The sequence below is a fragment of the Bradyrhizobium sp. USDA 4011 genome (genome assembly GCF_054063415.1).
Genome location: NZ_JBSSGG010000001.1, coordinates 3374722 through 3388091, shown reverse-complemented (window position 1 = coordinate 3388091; position 13370 = coordinate 3374722). Strand labels below are relative to the sequence as shown.

Below are 13370 nucleotides of genomic sequence, written 5' to 3'. Positions count from 1 at the left end.
CCCAAGAGGGCCATTCTGAAGTTCGCTTGACTTTATGCGTTACTGTGCATATGCGTCAATATGCATATGGTGATCGCCGTGCCGCCTTGTCGCGCGCGGCCGATGTTCAGGCCTCTCAACCCCCTGCCGCAGGAGACGTCCGCATGAGCAAGCCGGGCCTCGACAAGTGGTACGCCTACATGAAGTCCCACGACACCGCCGCATTGTGGGATCTGCTGCATCCCGACGCGGTGTTCGAAAGTCCGGTCGTGCACACGCCGCAGCGCGGCCGCGAGATCACCTTCAAATATCTCACCAGCGCCGCCAAGGTGCTCGGCGGCCCGACCTTCAAATATCTCGGCGAATGGCGCAACGACACCGGCGCGGTGCTCGAATTCGAGAACGAGATCGACGGCATCAAGCTCAACGGCGTCGACATCATCACGTTCGATGGTGACTGCCGGATCACGCATTTCAAGGTGATGGTGCGTCCGCTCAAGGCGATCAACCTGCTGCATCGGATGATGGGCGAGGAGTTGATGAAGCAGAGCGGCGCAACGCCGCAATCACAGTCTCGATAGCACCTGCCGCGGACCTCCCGAACCGGATAAGGTCCGCTGCAACAAACCCAAGGACACGCTGCGCAGCATCGGTCGCGCACGCGGCCACAAGCCAGCCGGGAGATCAGCATGCCGACCTACAAAGCCCCCGTCGAAGACGTCAGCTTCCTGTTGAATGACGTTTTCCAGATTGATCGTTACGGCAATCTTCCCGGCTTCACCGATGCGTCGGCCGATGTGCGCGAAGCGATCCTCGGTGAGGCTGCCAAGCTCAGCGAGGAAGTGCTGCAGCCGCTCAATCGCACCGGCGATCTCGAAGGCTGCAAGCGCAATGACGACGGCAGCGTCACCACGCCGAAGGGCTTCAAGGAAGCCTTCAAGCAGGTCGCCGAAGGCGGTTGGCTCGGCCTGTCGGCGCCGGTTGAATTTGGCGGCCAGGGCCTGCCGGTGACGCTCTCGCAGGCGGTCAACGAATTCCAGATCTCCGCCAACATGGCGTTCTCGATGTATGGCGGGCTGACCATGGGTGCGACCGCCGCGCTGCTGGTGCACGGCACCCCCGAGCAGAAGAAGACCTATGTGCCGAAGATGGTCGCCGGCGAGTGGACTGGCACCATGAACCTGACCGAGCCGCAGTGCGGCACCGATCTCGGCCTGCTCCGCACCAAGGCGGTGCGCCAGGCCGACGGCAGCTTCAAGATCACGGGCACCAAGATCTTCATCTCCGCCGGCGAGCACGATCTTGCCGAGAACATCATCCATCTGGTGCTGGCGCGCATCGAAGGCGCGCCGGCCGGCATCAAGGGCGTCTCGCTGTTCGTCGTGCCGAAGGTGCTGGTCAATGCCGACGGCTCGCTCGGCCAACGCAATGGCGTTACCTGCGGCTCGATCGAGCACAAGATGGGCATCCACGGCAATTCCACCTGTGTGATGAACTACGACAACGCCACCGGCTGGCTGATCGGCGAAGAGAACAAGGGCATGCAGGGCATGTTCGTGATGATGAACGAGGCTCGCCTCGGCGTCGCGGTGCAGGGCCTCGCGCAGTCCGAGGTCGCCTACCAGAACGCGGTCGCCTATGCGCGGGAGCGCCTGCAGGGCCGCTCGCTGACCGGCGTCAAGGCCGCCGACAAGCCGGCCGATCCGATCATCGTGCATCCCGACGTGCGCCGCACGCTCCTCACCATCCGCGCCTTCAACGAGGCGGCGCGCGCCATGGTGGTGTGGACCGCGCTGAAGAGCGACGTCGCGCACCGCTCCAACGACCCGAAGGATCGTCAGGCAGCCGACGATCACATGGGCCTGATGACGCCGGTGCTGAAGGGTGTGCTGACCGACACCGGCTTCGCCAACACGGTCTCCGCGCAGCAGATGTTCGGCGGCCACGGCTATATCGCCGAGCACGGCATGGAGCAGTTCGTGCGCGATGCCCGCATCGCGATGATTTATGAGGGCGCCAACGGCATCCAGGCGCTCGACCTGGTCGGCCGCAAGCTGCCGCGCGACGGCGGCCGCGCCGCGATGGCGTTCTTCGGCGAGGTCGGCGCCTTCGCCAAGGAGCATGGCGGCGACGAGGCGATGAAGCCGTTCATCACCCCGCTCTCCACCGCGCTCGGCCATCTGCAGCAGGCCACCGGCTGGCTGATGCAGAACGCGCTGACCAAGCCCGACAATGCCGGCGCCGCCGCGACCGATTTCATGAAATTGTTCGGCCTCGTCGCGCTCGGCTACATGTGGGCGAAGATGGCCAAGGTGGCGCAGGACAAGGCCGCCGCCGGCGCCACGCCCTACCTCAACACCAAGCTCGTGACCGGGCGCTTCTTCATGGAGCGGCTGCTGCCGGAGACCGCCGTGCATCTGGCCCGGATCCAGAGCGGCAGCGCCACCACGATGGAATTGGCCGCGGAAGCGTTCTGAAAATGACCGCCGCACCCCGTGCGGCGGCGCTTCCTTCCGTATATATTATGATCCTCATATCAAGGAGGGCGTCATGCCTGAGGCATACATCTACGATCACGTTCGTACCCCGCGCGGCCGCGGCAAGGCCGACGGCGCACTCCACGAGGTCACCGCGCTGGCGCTCGCCACGGTGCCGCTGAAGTCGCTCAAGGAGCGCAGCAATCTGCCCGAGGACTCCGTCGACGACGTCATCCTCGGCGTGGTCGATCCGGTCGGCGAGGCCGGCTCCGACATCGCCCGCTTCGCCGCGCTGAAGGCCGGCCTCGGCGAGAAGGTGCCGGGCGTGCAGATCAGCCGCTTCTGCGCCTCCGGCCTTGATGCCGTGAACTTCGCCGCGGCCCAGATCATGAGCGGCCAGCATGAGCTCGTGATCGGCGGCGGCGCCGAATCGATGAGCCGCGTCGGCATCGGCGCCTCCGGCGGCGCATGGCCGATGGATCCCTCGATGGCGGTGCCGGCCTATTTCATGCCGCAGGGCATCTCGGCCGATCTGATCGCGACCAAATACGGTTTTTCGCGCGACGACGTCGACGCCTATGCCGTGCAAAGCCAGCAGCGTGCGGCCAAGGCCTGGGACGAGGGTCGCTTCAACAAGTCGGTGGTGCCGGTCAAGGACATCAACGGCCTGACCATCCTCGCCAAGGACGAGCACATGCGCCCGACCACGACGATGCAGTCGCTGGCGCAGCTGCAGCCGTCCTTCGCGGCGATGGCGGCGATGGCCGGCTTCGACGCGGTGGCGATCCAGTCGCATCCCGAGGTCGAGAAGGTCAATTACGTGCATCACGCCGGCAATTCCTCCGGCATCGTCGATGGCGCCGGCGCGGTGCTGCTCGGCAGCAAGGAGGCGGGCGCCAAGCACGGGCTGAAGCCCCGTGCCAGGATCCGCGCGTTCGCCAATATCGGCTCGGAGCCGGCGATGATGCTGACCGGCCCGGTCGACGTCACCGAAAAGCTGTTCGAGCGTTCCGGCATGAAGAAGTCGGACATCGACCTGTTCGAGCTCAACGAGGCCTTCGCTTCGGTGGTGCTGCGCTACATCCAGGCGTTCGACATCGACAACGCCAAGATCAACGTCAATGGCGGCGCGATCGCGCTCGGCCATCCGCTAGGGGCGACCGGCGCGATGATCCTCGGCACCGTGCTCGACGAGCTCGAGCGCACCAACAAGGAGACGGCGCTGGTGACGCTGTGCATCGGCGGCGGCATGGGCACCGCCACCATCATCGAGCGCGTCTGAGGCGAGGGAGCGAGCAACATGGCCTACAAGAATTTCAAGTTCGACGTCGACGCCGACGGCATCGCGCTGGTCACCTGGGATATCCCGGGCCGTTCGATGAACGTGTTCGACGAGGTCTCGACCCAGGAGATCGGCGAGATCATCAAGCACACCACCAGCGATGCCGCGATCAAGGGCGTCGTGATCACCTCGGCCAAGGAGGCGTTCTGCGCCGGCGCCGACCTCTCGATGCTCGAGGGCATGAACCGCAGCTACGCGCAGCTCTTCAAGGAGAAGGGCGAGGAAGCCGCGAACCAGATGCTGTTCGAGCAGAGCCGCCAGATGTCGCAGTCGTTCCGCGCGATCGAGACCTCGGGCAAGCCGTGGGTCGCCGCGATCAACGGCCTCGCGCTCGGCGGCGGTTTCGAGATCACGCTGGCCTGCCACTACCGCGTCGCGGCCGAGAACCCCAAGACTCGCCTCGGCCTGCCCGAGATCAAGGTCGGCCTGTTTCCCGGCGCCGGCGGTACCCAGCGCGTGCCGCGCCTGGTGTCGCCGCAGGACGCGATGCAATTGCTGCTCAAGGGCGAGGCGGTCAATCTGACCCGCGCCAAGGCGCTCAATCTGATTCACGCCGTCGTGCCCGCGGCCGATCTGATCAAGGCCGCGAAGGACTGGATCAAGGGCGGCGGCAAGGCGGTCGCGCCGTGGGACGAGAAGGGCTTCAGGCTGCCCGGCGGCCCCGTCTTCTCCAAGATGGGCATGCAGATGTTCCCGGCCGGCAACGCGATCTATCGCCGCGAGACCTACGACAACTATCCGGCCGCGCGCGCCATCATGAGCTGCGTCTATGAAGGGCTGCAGTTGCCGATCGACGCCGCGCTGCGGGTCGAGTCGCGCTACTTCACTAAGGTCCTGCGCTCGAAGGAAGCGGCTGCGATGATCCGCTCGCTGTTCCTGTCGATGCAGGAATTGAACAAGGGCGCGCGCCGCCCGGCAGGCGTGCCGCCGACCAAGGTGAAGAAGCTCGCCGTGATCGGCGCCGGCTTCATGGGCGCCAGCGTCGGCTATGTCTCGGCGCAGGCCGGCATCGACGTCGTGCTGGTCGACCGCGACCAGGACAGCGCCGACAAGGGCAAGGGCCACGCCAAGACCGTGGTCGACGGCCTGGTCGCCAAGGGCCGGATGAAGCAGGAGGCGGGCGATGCTATCCTCGCGCGCATCTCGGCCACCGCGGATTACAACGTGATCTCGGACTGTGACCTCGTCATCGAGGCCGTGTTCGAGGACCGCAAGGTCAAGGCCGATACCTACGCCAAGGCGCAACCGCTGCTGAAATCGGGCGCGATCTTCGCCTCCAACACCTCGACCCTGCCGATCAATTCGTTGGCCGAGGAATTCAAGGACCAGGGCAAATTCATCGGCATCCACTTCTTCTCGCCGGTCGAGAAGATGATGCTGGTCGAGATCATCCTGGGCAAGAACACCGGCGACGTCGCGCTGGCGACCGCGCTCGACTATGTCCGCGCGATCGGCAAGACGCCGATTGTCGTGAACGACTCCCGCGGCTTCTTCGCCAACCGCTGCGTGATGCGCTACATCTCCGAGGGCAATGAGATGCTGCTCGAAGGCGTGCCGCCGGCGATGATCGAGAACACCGCCAAGATGGCCGGCATGCCGGTCGGGCCGCTGTCGCTGCAGGACGAGGTCGCGCTTGATCTTGGCCTGAAGATCACCAAGGCGACCGAGGCCGATCTCGGCCCCAACGCGATCGACCAGGCGCAGAAGAAGCTGATGGTCGAGATGGTCGAGAAGCAGGGCCGCTTCGGCCGCAAGAACGGCAAGGGCTTCTACGACTATCCGGAGAAGGGCAAGGGTCAGAAGAGCCTGTGGCCGGGGCTGGCCGATCTGCAGCCGAAGCAGCTCGATCCCGACACGCTCAGCGTCGAGGAATTGAAGCAGCGCTTCCTGGTGGTGCAGGCGGTGGAAGCCGCGCGAACCGTCGAGGATCACGTCATCACCGACGTGCGCGAGGCGGATGTCGGCTCGATCCTCGGCTTCGGCTTCGCGCCGTTCACCGGCGGTGCGCTGTCCTACATCGACTTCATGGGCACCAAGAACTTCGTCGCGCTCTGCCACGCCTTCGAGAAGAAATACGGCTCGCGCTTCACGCCGCCGAAGCTGCTCGAGGAGATGGCGGCCAAGGGCGAAACCTTCTACGGCCGCTTCCCGCCGAAGAAGCAGGCGGCGTAAAAAGTCGTCGCCGCTCAAAAACGCGATGAGATAGCGAGGTCTCTCCTCTCCCTCTCCCCGTTCTTACTAGGAGAGGGTTGGGTGAGGGGCTATCTCAGCGAGCTTGATGCAGCGAGTGGGCGGAGATTCCCCCTCACCCGGATTGCATCTGTCGATGCAATCCGACCTCTCCCCGCACGCCGGGCGAGGTGATGCGGAGTCCGCTGCTCGACCTCAGCAAAGTCATCGAACTCGACTTGTTGCACCTCTGGTTGCCGACGGAAAGGACCGGCGCCCTGACAAAAAAGAGCCGGATCGGCCGATCCGGCTCTTTCGCCATCCTGGTGGAGCGAGCTCAGGCCGCCTTCAGCAGTCCTTCCTTCTTCAGCGCTTCCTGCACCTTCGGGCGAGCCGCGACGCGCGCCTTGTAGGCCATCACGTTCGGCAGGCCGGAGAGATCGAAGCCGAGCCGGTCGGTGGCCCACATCATCATGGTGAAGAGATAGCCGTCGGCGACCGTGAACTGGTTGCCCATCAAATAGTCGCGTCCGGCGAGCTGGCTCTCGACATACTTGAACTTGCCCATGGCGCGGTCCTTGAAGAAGGCCTTGGCGTCATCGGCCAGCACCGGCGAGAACATCGGGCCGAGATTCTTGTGCAACTCGGTCGTGATGTAGTTCAGCCATTCGAGCAGCTTGTAGCGCTCGTTGGAATCCCGGGCCGGCGCCAGCTTCTTGTCGGCGGCCTTGTCGGCGATCATCTGGATGATGATCGGCCCTTCGGTGACCATCTCGCCGGAATCCAGCGCCAGCGCCGGCACCTGGCCCTTGGGGTTCACCTGCAGGAAATCGTCGCCGTTTTCGAGCTTCTTGGCGCGGAGATCGACCTTGACCAGGTCGTAGGGCAGGCCGGCCTCGAGCAGGGCGATGTGGGGGGAGAGGGAGCAGGCACCGGGGGTGTAATAAAGCTTCATGGGGGTATTCCTTCCCTTGTTCTTGGCGTCCGGAGAGGGATTGCCTACATGCACCTGCATGAAATAGTCAAGATTGATGCAGATGCATACAGTGCGGTACAGTCGGTGCCGGGACCCTATGGGCTAGACGATGAAACGCAAGCTATCGAGCGAGGCGACGGCCGCCTGGATCCGCCTGATGCGGGTGCCGAGCCGGGTGCTGGACTGCGTCGAGCAGGATTTGAAGAAGGCCGGCTTTCCGCCGCTGGCCTGGTATGACGCCTTGCTCGAGCTGTCGCGCGCGCCGTCGGGCGAGCTGCGCCCGGTCGAGCTCGAGCGGCAGATGCTGATCCCGCAATATTCGACCTCGCGGCTGATCGACAAGCTGGTCGACGAGGGGCTTGCGGCCCGGCGCGAATGCAAGATCGACAAGCGCGGCCAGTTCGTCGAGATCACCGAGGCCGGTCGCGAGCTCCAGAAGAAGATGTGGAGCGCCTATTCGGCCGCGATCGACAAGCATGTCGGCTCGAAACTGTCCGATGCCGACGCGGCCAGGCTGTGCGGCCTGCTCGACCGTCTGGGCTGCTCCTGCGGCGACGCCAAAGGTGACACTAAGGTCGATGCGAAGAGCGATAACAAGGCCGCGCCGGCGCGAGACGGCGTGCCTGCCCGATGATATTCCTGACCCCATCATCCGCGGCCGTTGTGGCTCGCGGATGTCCCTGCCACCGCGCGCCTTCGATCAAAGCGCCCTTGAGTTGGATTTTCCATGGCGCGTGACCAGATCGACATGACGCCGCTGCAGTCGCGCGACGAACTTGTGGCGTGGCTTGAAGCCGGCGTGAAGCCCGAGTCCGAATTCCGGATCGGTACCGAGCACGAGAAGACCCCGTTCACGCTCGAGGGCCATCACCCCGTGCCCTATGCAGGCGCAAAGGGCATCGGCGCGCTGCTCGAGGGCATGAAACTCTTGCTCGGCTGGGAGCCGATCATGGAGCGCGGCAACATCATCGGGCTCTATGACGTCACCGGCGGCGGCGCGATTTCGCTCGAGCCGGGCGGGCAGTTCGAATTGTCGGGCGCGCCGGTCGAGAGCGTGCATCAGACCCAGTCGGAGCTGATGGCGCATCTGGCCCAGGTGCGGGAGATCGCAACCCCGCTCGGCATCGGCTTCCTCGGCCTCGGCATGACGCCGTCCTGGTCGCGGGAGCAGATCCCCGTGATGCCCAAGGGCCGCTACAAGATCATGAGAAACTACATGCCGAAGGTCGGCAAATACGGCCTCGACATGATGTTCCGGACCTGCACGGTGCAGACCAATCTCGACTTCTCGTCCGAAGCCGACATGGTGAAGAAGCTGCGGGTGTCGCTGGCGTTGCAGCCGGTCGCGACCGCTTTGTTCGCCAACTCGCCGTTCACCGAGGGCAAGCCCAACGGTTTCCTGTCGTTCCGCTCCGAGATCTGGCGCGACACCGACAATGCGCGCAGCGGCATGATTCCGTTCGCGTTCGAGGACGGCATGGGCTTCGAGCGCTATGTCGATTACGCGCTCGACGTGCCCATGTATTTCGTCAAGCGCGACGAGGAATATATCGACGTCTCCGGCTCGTCGTTCCGCGATTTCTTCGCCGGCAAGAATGCCGCCTTCCCCGGCGAGCGTCCGACCTTGTCGGACTGGGCCAACCACCTGTCGACGATCTTCCCCGAGGTGCGGCTGAAGCGTTACCTCGAGATGCGCGGCGCCGACGGCGTGCCGTGGGGCCGGCTGCCGGCGCTGCCGGCGTTCTGGGTCGGCCTGCTCTACGACAATGACAGCCTCGATGCCGTCTGGGACATCGTCCGGCATTGGACCGCGCCGGAGCGTCAGGCGCTGCGCGACGACGTGCCGCGCTTCGGCTTCAAGGCGCGGATCAAGGACCGCTATCTGTTCGAGATCGCCAAGGAGTGCCTGGTCCTGTCGCATGCCGGATTGCGGCGGCGCGGCCGGATCGATCATCTCGGACGCGACGAGAGCCGCTTCCTCGAACCGCTCGAGCGCATCATCGAAACCGGCCGCTCGCCGGCGGAGGAGATGCTGGAGAAGTTCAACGGTCCGTGGAAGGGCTCGGTGGAACCGGCCTATCAGGAGTACGCCTTCTAGTCCCCGCTCGCCCCGAATTCAGGTCCGGAGCGCGCGCGGACGGCGGTGGTGTCGCACCCGCCGTTCATCAGCCGTACAGGTTCATGGCGTTCAAATGACGCCCCGCGGAGTGCGCGGGGCGGTGCGAATTTGAAAGCAATCTCATGGGGATAGGTCGCCTCTTTAGGGCGTGGACGGTGCTGTTCGCGGTTTTCGCGGCCGCTTTCGTCGCACGCCCGGCATTGGCGCAGACCAATTTCGACCGTCCCGGCGGCGATTACCTCAATGCGCCGGTGACATCGGGCGATCCTGCCGATTGCGCGCTCACCTGCGAGCGCGACCGCCGCTGCCGCGCCTGGAGCTTCAACTATCCGACCGACGCCAACAATGGCGCGGTGTGCTGGCTGAAGAACACCGTGCCGGCGCGGGTGCAGGACGTCTGCTGCGTCTCCGGGGTGCGGGGCGCGGGCGTGGTTGAACCGCGCAACGGCGCCATCGAGACCTCGATCGACCGCCTCGGCGGCGACTACAAGAACTTCGAGCTGAAGAGCAGCGACGGCGACGAGGCCTGCCAGGCCGCCTGCACCGCCGACAACAAGTGTCGCGCCTGGACCTATGCCCGGCCCGGCTATGCTGGCCGCGCCGCGCATTGTTTCCTGAAGAAGGAGATCAAGCCGCCGCGCCGCAAGGCGGGGTTCACGTCGGGTGTGGTGCGGTAGCGGCCCACACATCTGTCGTCCCTGCGAACGCAGGGACGACAGGCTAATTTGCCGCCAGCACCGTGAGCTCCGGCACAGCGCTTTCCATCGTGCCGCCTTGCTCGCATAGTTCGCCGCGGAAAAATTGGCGGTCCGGTTCGGCCGCACGATCATGCCGGCAACATCGTCGAAACCTTTCGGCGCATAAATGTCGTAGCCGCTCGTGCTACGGCGGATGCCGATCTGCGTGTTCTCGGTGAGAAAGTGATCGATGCCGTCGGTCGAACGCGACAGCATCGGGTAGGGCAGGCCGTGCTTGCCGGGATACCAGAGATGGACCCGGGCCTGGTTGCGCGCCTCGATCGCGACACCGAGATGGCCGAGCCGCGCCTTGAGCTCGCGGATGACCGCGTCCTCGGCCTCCCACGAGGTGTCAGGATCGAAATAGAAGACGTCGTAGTCGCTGATGCCGTGATCGAGCGGCCGGCCAGTCAGCACGTTCCACACGGTCTGCACCAGGCAGCCGGCCACCAGCCAGGCATCGGGCAGCGCAAGGCGATATAGCTCGTCCGTGATTGCTGGATTGACCGGGTTGCGTAGCGCCGCATCGAGGAATTGGTCCCGAGTCATATTTCCAGGTCCTCCCCGTCATTGCGAGGAGCGAAGCGACGAAGCAAGCCATCGATCCGTGCTGCCGTGACATGGATTGCTTTGCTGCGCTCGCAATGACGAGAAACGATTATCCCGTCGCGTCATAATCCCTGACCGCCTTCTTCGATGCCAGCGTACGCCAGTGCCGGCGCAGCAGCGGCTCGACAGTTGCGCGCGTGGTCTTCGACAGGCGGATCAGCACGATCGGATAAGCGCGGTAGTGATCGGTGAAGTAGAACATCTTCGGCCGTCGCTCGACCAGCATATCGCGCTCATCGGGCGGCACGCCGGGCATCACCAGGCTGTCGCCGTCTTCCTTGAGCCGCACCAGCATCTTCTTGCGCACCTTCAGCGCCGGTGTGCCATAGGACGAGCCATCCTCGACCTCCGGCCACGCCAGCACCAGGGTCCTGACGTCGTCGAAGGTCACGTTGGCAAGCTCACTGCACCGAGGTGAAGAAGCGTGCGAGGCGGAAGCCGGAGAGCCAGGTCCAGACCGGCTGGCTGCGGATGCCCATGTCCCAGGAGCCGACCACCGCGTCGGCGCGGCCGATCAGATTGTCGATCGGCAACAGGCCGACGCCGCCGTCGCGCACCGGCACGCGGCTGTCGGCCGAATTGTCCCTGTTATCGCCGAGCACGAACAGGTTGCCGGGCGGCACCGTCACCTCGGCCGTGTTGTCCAGCCTTCCATTGTCGCGGATCTTGAAGATCGCGTGGCTGACGCCGTTCGGCAGCGTCTCGATATAGCGGTAGGCGTCCTCGCCGCCGCCGCGATCGTCTTCGGCAAAGCCGGTGCCATCGGGCTTCAGCGCCGCCGGGTGATCGTTGATGAAGAGCTGGCCCTGCCGCATCTGGATGCGATCGCCGGGCAGCCCGACCACGCGCTTGACCCAGGCTTGCGAGCGGTCGCCCGGCCAGCGAAACACGACGACGTCACCGCGCTTCGGCGTCTCGCCGAACACCCGGCCGGTCTCCGGCAGCGTGATCTGGATCGGCAGCGACGCCGCGCCGTAGCCATAGGGAAATTTCGAGGCGACCAGCGCGTCGCCGATCAGGAGTGTCGGTTCCATCGAGCCCGAGGGCACGTAGAACGGCTCGGCGATCGCGCCCTTGGCGAGGAACACGACGGCCACGATCGCGGCCAGTTGCACGGCCTGCCCGCGCCAGCTGGTCGGCTTGGCCGCCACGACTTCGTTTCCGCTGCTCACTAGCCCGTTCCTCCGACCGTAATCCGTTCCATCCGCAGCGTCGGCTGGCCGACACCGACCGGCACGCCCTGGCCGTTCTTGCCGCAGGTGCCGATTCCCGTATCCAGCGCAAGATCATTGCCGATCATGGTGATCCTGTGGAGATCGGTCGGTCCATTGCCGATCAGCATGGCGCCCTTCAGCGGCGCGCCGAGCTTGCCGTTTTCGATCTTGTAGGCCTCGGTGCACTGGAACACGTATTTGCCCGACGTGATGTCGACCTGGCCGCCGCCGAAATTGGCGGCATACATGCCGTTCTTCACCGAGGCGATGATCTCGGCCGGGTCGCGGTCGCCCGACAGCATGTAGGTGTTGGTCATGCGCGGCATCGGCACATGGGCATAGCTCTGCCGCCTTCCGTTGCCGGTCGGCTTCATGCCCATCAGCCGGGCATTCTGGCGATCCTGCATGTAGCCGACCAGGATGCCGTCCTCGATCAGCACAGTGCGGTTGGTCGGCGTGCCCTCGTCGTCGATCGACAGCGAGCCACGGCGCGATGCCATGGTGCCGTCATCGACCACAGTGACGCCCTTGGCTGCGACCTGCTGGCCCATCAGGCCGGCGAAAGCGGAGGTCTGCTTGCGGTTGAAATCGCCCTCGAGCCCATGGCCGACGGCCTCATGCAACATCACGCCGGGCCAGCCGGCGCCGAGCACGACGTCCATCTCGCCGGCGGGCGCCGGCACCGATTCGAGATTGACCAGCGCCTCGCGCAGCGCGCCATCGGCGGCATCGCGCCAGGCCTTGGTCTCGATGAAGCGGGCATAGCCCTCGCGGCCGCCATAGCCCTTGCTGCCGCTCTCCTGCCGGTCGCCCTGGCCGGCGACCACGGAGATATTGACGCGCACCAGCGGGCGGATGTCGCGATAGCTCTCGCCATCGGGCCGCAGGATCTCCACCACCTGCCAGGTCGCGGTGAGGCTGGCCGAGACCTGCCGCACCCGCGGGTCCTTGTCCCGGACATAGGCGTCGATCTCGCCGAGCAGTTTTACTTTTGCCTCGAATGCCGGGCCATCGAGTGGATTCTCGTCACCGTAAAGCTTGATGTTGGTGTGGGCCGGCGCCGCGGCAAACGTGCCGGCATAGCCGCCGCGCACGGTCGCGACCGCATCCGCGGCGCGGATCAATGCCGGTATCGAGACATCGGAGGAATGCGCGTAGCCGACCGCGTCGTCCTTGACGGCGCGCAGGCCAAAACCCTGCGAGGTGTCGTAGGTCGCCTGCTTCAGCCGGCCGTTGTCGAACACCAGCGCCTCGGTCTGCCCGAACTCCAGGAACAGCTCGCCGTCGTCGGCGCCGTCAAGTCCGCGGGACACCTCGCGGCGGACGGCATCGCGGTCCAGATTGGCGCGGTCGAGCAGGGAGGTGGTGGCAGGATTGGTCATGGTCACTCCGACGCAATGCGATTGCTGGCGATTCCTTGTCATCCTTGCCTGAAGCGCAGCTGATTGCCAGTGCGGAACCCGGAAGCAGGATTTTCGGGCGATTGAAGCAGAGACGAGCGGAAAACTCACCTTACAACCCGGAAACCTGTGCCGGTCCCGGTTCAGGTCCGGATGGCGATCGTCAGAGATAGTGTTTGGGGTGGCAAACCGGGAGTGCCTGCGGCTATGCGGTCGATCAGGGCAGCCCGACGCGATTGTCACCTTGTCGTCATCACCCCGCGCGCCGACTCGCCTTCCGCGGCGGGGCTCTCCCGCTCGTCGCCATCCACCGGCAAGGCTCGTCAAATACCGGCTTGAGCGCCTTGG

General features: G+C 65.1%; 11 protein-coding genes and 1 pseudogene. 7 read left to right on the top strand and 5 right to left on the bottom strand.

Features of this window, described 5'->3' with window-relative positions; translation table 11 throughout:
* Positions 1-143: 143 nt before the first annotated feature.
* The 4 genes from ACVW1C_RS15855 (at position 144) to ACVW1C_RS15840 (ending at position 5970) form a co-directional block, all read left to right on the top strand.
* Positions 144-560 carry a nuclear transport factor 2 family protein gene (locus tag ACVW1C_RS15855; RefSeq protein ID WP_456759219.1) on the top strand — a complete coding sequence of 139 codons (417 nt, stop codon included), beginning with the start codon at positions 144-146 and terminating at the stop codon, positions 558-560.
* 108 nt (positions 561-668) lie between these two features.
* A complete protein-coding gene (locus tag ACVW1C_RS15850; protein WP_456759218.1) occupies positions 669-2456 on the top strand; it encodes an acyl-CoA dehydrogenase C-terminal domain-containing protein in 1788 nt (595 codons plus the stop codon).
* Between the two features lie 73 nt (positions 2457-2529).
* Positions 2530-3738 carry an acetyl-CoA C-acetyltransferase gene (locus ACVW1C_RS15845; RefSeq protein ID WP_456759217.1) on the top strand — a complete coding sequence of 403 codons (1209 nt, stop codon included), beginning with the start codon at positions 2530-2532 and terminating at the stop codon, positions 3736-3738.
* Between the two features lie 18 nt (positions 3739-3756).
* Positions 3757-5970, top strand: a complete 2214-nt coding sequence (locus ACVW1C_RS15840; protein WP_456759216.1) for a 3-hydroxyacyl-CoA dehydrogenase NAD-binding domain-containing protein — start codon at positions 3757-3759, stop codon at positions 5968-5970.
* 334 nt (positions 5971-6304) lie between these two features.
* On the opposite strand, the gene gstA is transcribed toward ACVW1C_RS15840, so the two are convergent.
* Positions 6305-6922, bottom strand: a complete 618-nt coding sequence (gene gstA / locus ACVW1C_RS15835; RefSeq protein WP_456759215.1) for a glutathione transferase GstA — start codon at positions 6920-6922, stop codon at positions 6305-6307.
* Positions 6923-7052: 130 nt separating this feature from the next.
* Between gstA and ACVW1C_RS15830 the strand changes: the two genes are divergently transcribed.
* The 3 genes from ACVW1C_RS15830 to ACVW1C_RS15820 all read left to right on the top strand — a co-directional run bounded on the left by ACVW1C_RS15830 (position 7053) and on the right by ACVW1C_RS15820 (position 9739).
* Positions 7053-7577, top strand: coding sequence for a MarR family winged helix-turn-helix transcriptional regulator (locus ACVW1C_RS15830; RefSeq protein ID WP_456759214.1), 525 nt, complete (start codon positions 7053-7055; stop codon positions 7575-7577).
* Between the two features lie 93 nt (positions 7578-7670).
* Positions 7671-9041, top strand: coding sequence for a glutamate--cysteine ligase (locus tag ACVW1C_RS15825; RefSeq protein WP_456759213.1), 1371 nt, complete (start codon positions 7671-7673; stop codon positions 9039-9041).
* 143 nt (positions 9042-9184) lie between these two features.
* Positions 9185-9739: a PAN domain-containing protein gene (locus ACVW1C_RS15820; RefSeq protein WP_456759212.1), complete on the top strand. Its 555-nt coding sequence runs from the start codon at positions 9185-9187 to the stop codon at positions 9737-9739.
* 43 nt (positions 9740-9782) lie between these two features.
* On the opposite strand, the pseudogene ACVW1C_RS15815 reads toward ACVW1C_RS15820, so the two are convergent.
* The 4 genes and pseudogenes from ACVW1C_RS15815 to tldD all read right to left on the bottom strand — a co-directional run bounded on the left by ACVW1C_RS15815 (position 9783) and on the right by tldD (position 13004).
* Positions 9783-10348: pseudogene (locus ACVW1C_RS15815) on the bottom strand (nucleotidyltransferase family protein).
* 109 nt (positions 10349-10457) lie between these two features.
* Complete coding sequence (locus ACVW1C_RS15810) at positions 10458-10799, bottom strand: MmcQ/YjbR family DNA-binding protein (RefSeq protein WP_456759211.1); 342 nt, start codon at positions 10797-10799, stop codon at positions 10458-10460.
* Positions 10800-10809: 10 nt separating this feature from the next.
* On the bottom strand, positions 10810-11580 hold the full coding sequence (gene lepB, locus ACVW1C_RS15805; RefSeq protein WP_207834863.1) for a signal peptidase I: 771 nt from the start codon (positions 11578-11580) through the stop codon (positions 10810-10812).
* Entirely contained in the window at positions 11580-13004 is a 1425-nt protein-coding gene (tldD, locus tag ACVW1C_RS15800) for a metalloprotease TldD (RefSeq protein ID WP_456759210.1), read from the bottom strand. The genes lepB and tldD overlap by 1 nt, the downstream gene beginning before the upstream one ends.
* Between the last annotated feature and the right edge of the window lie 366 nt (positions 13005-13370).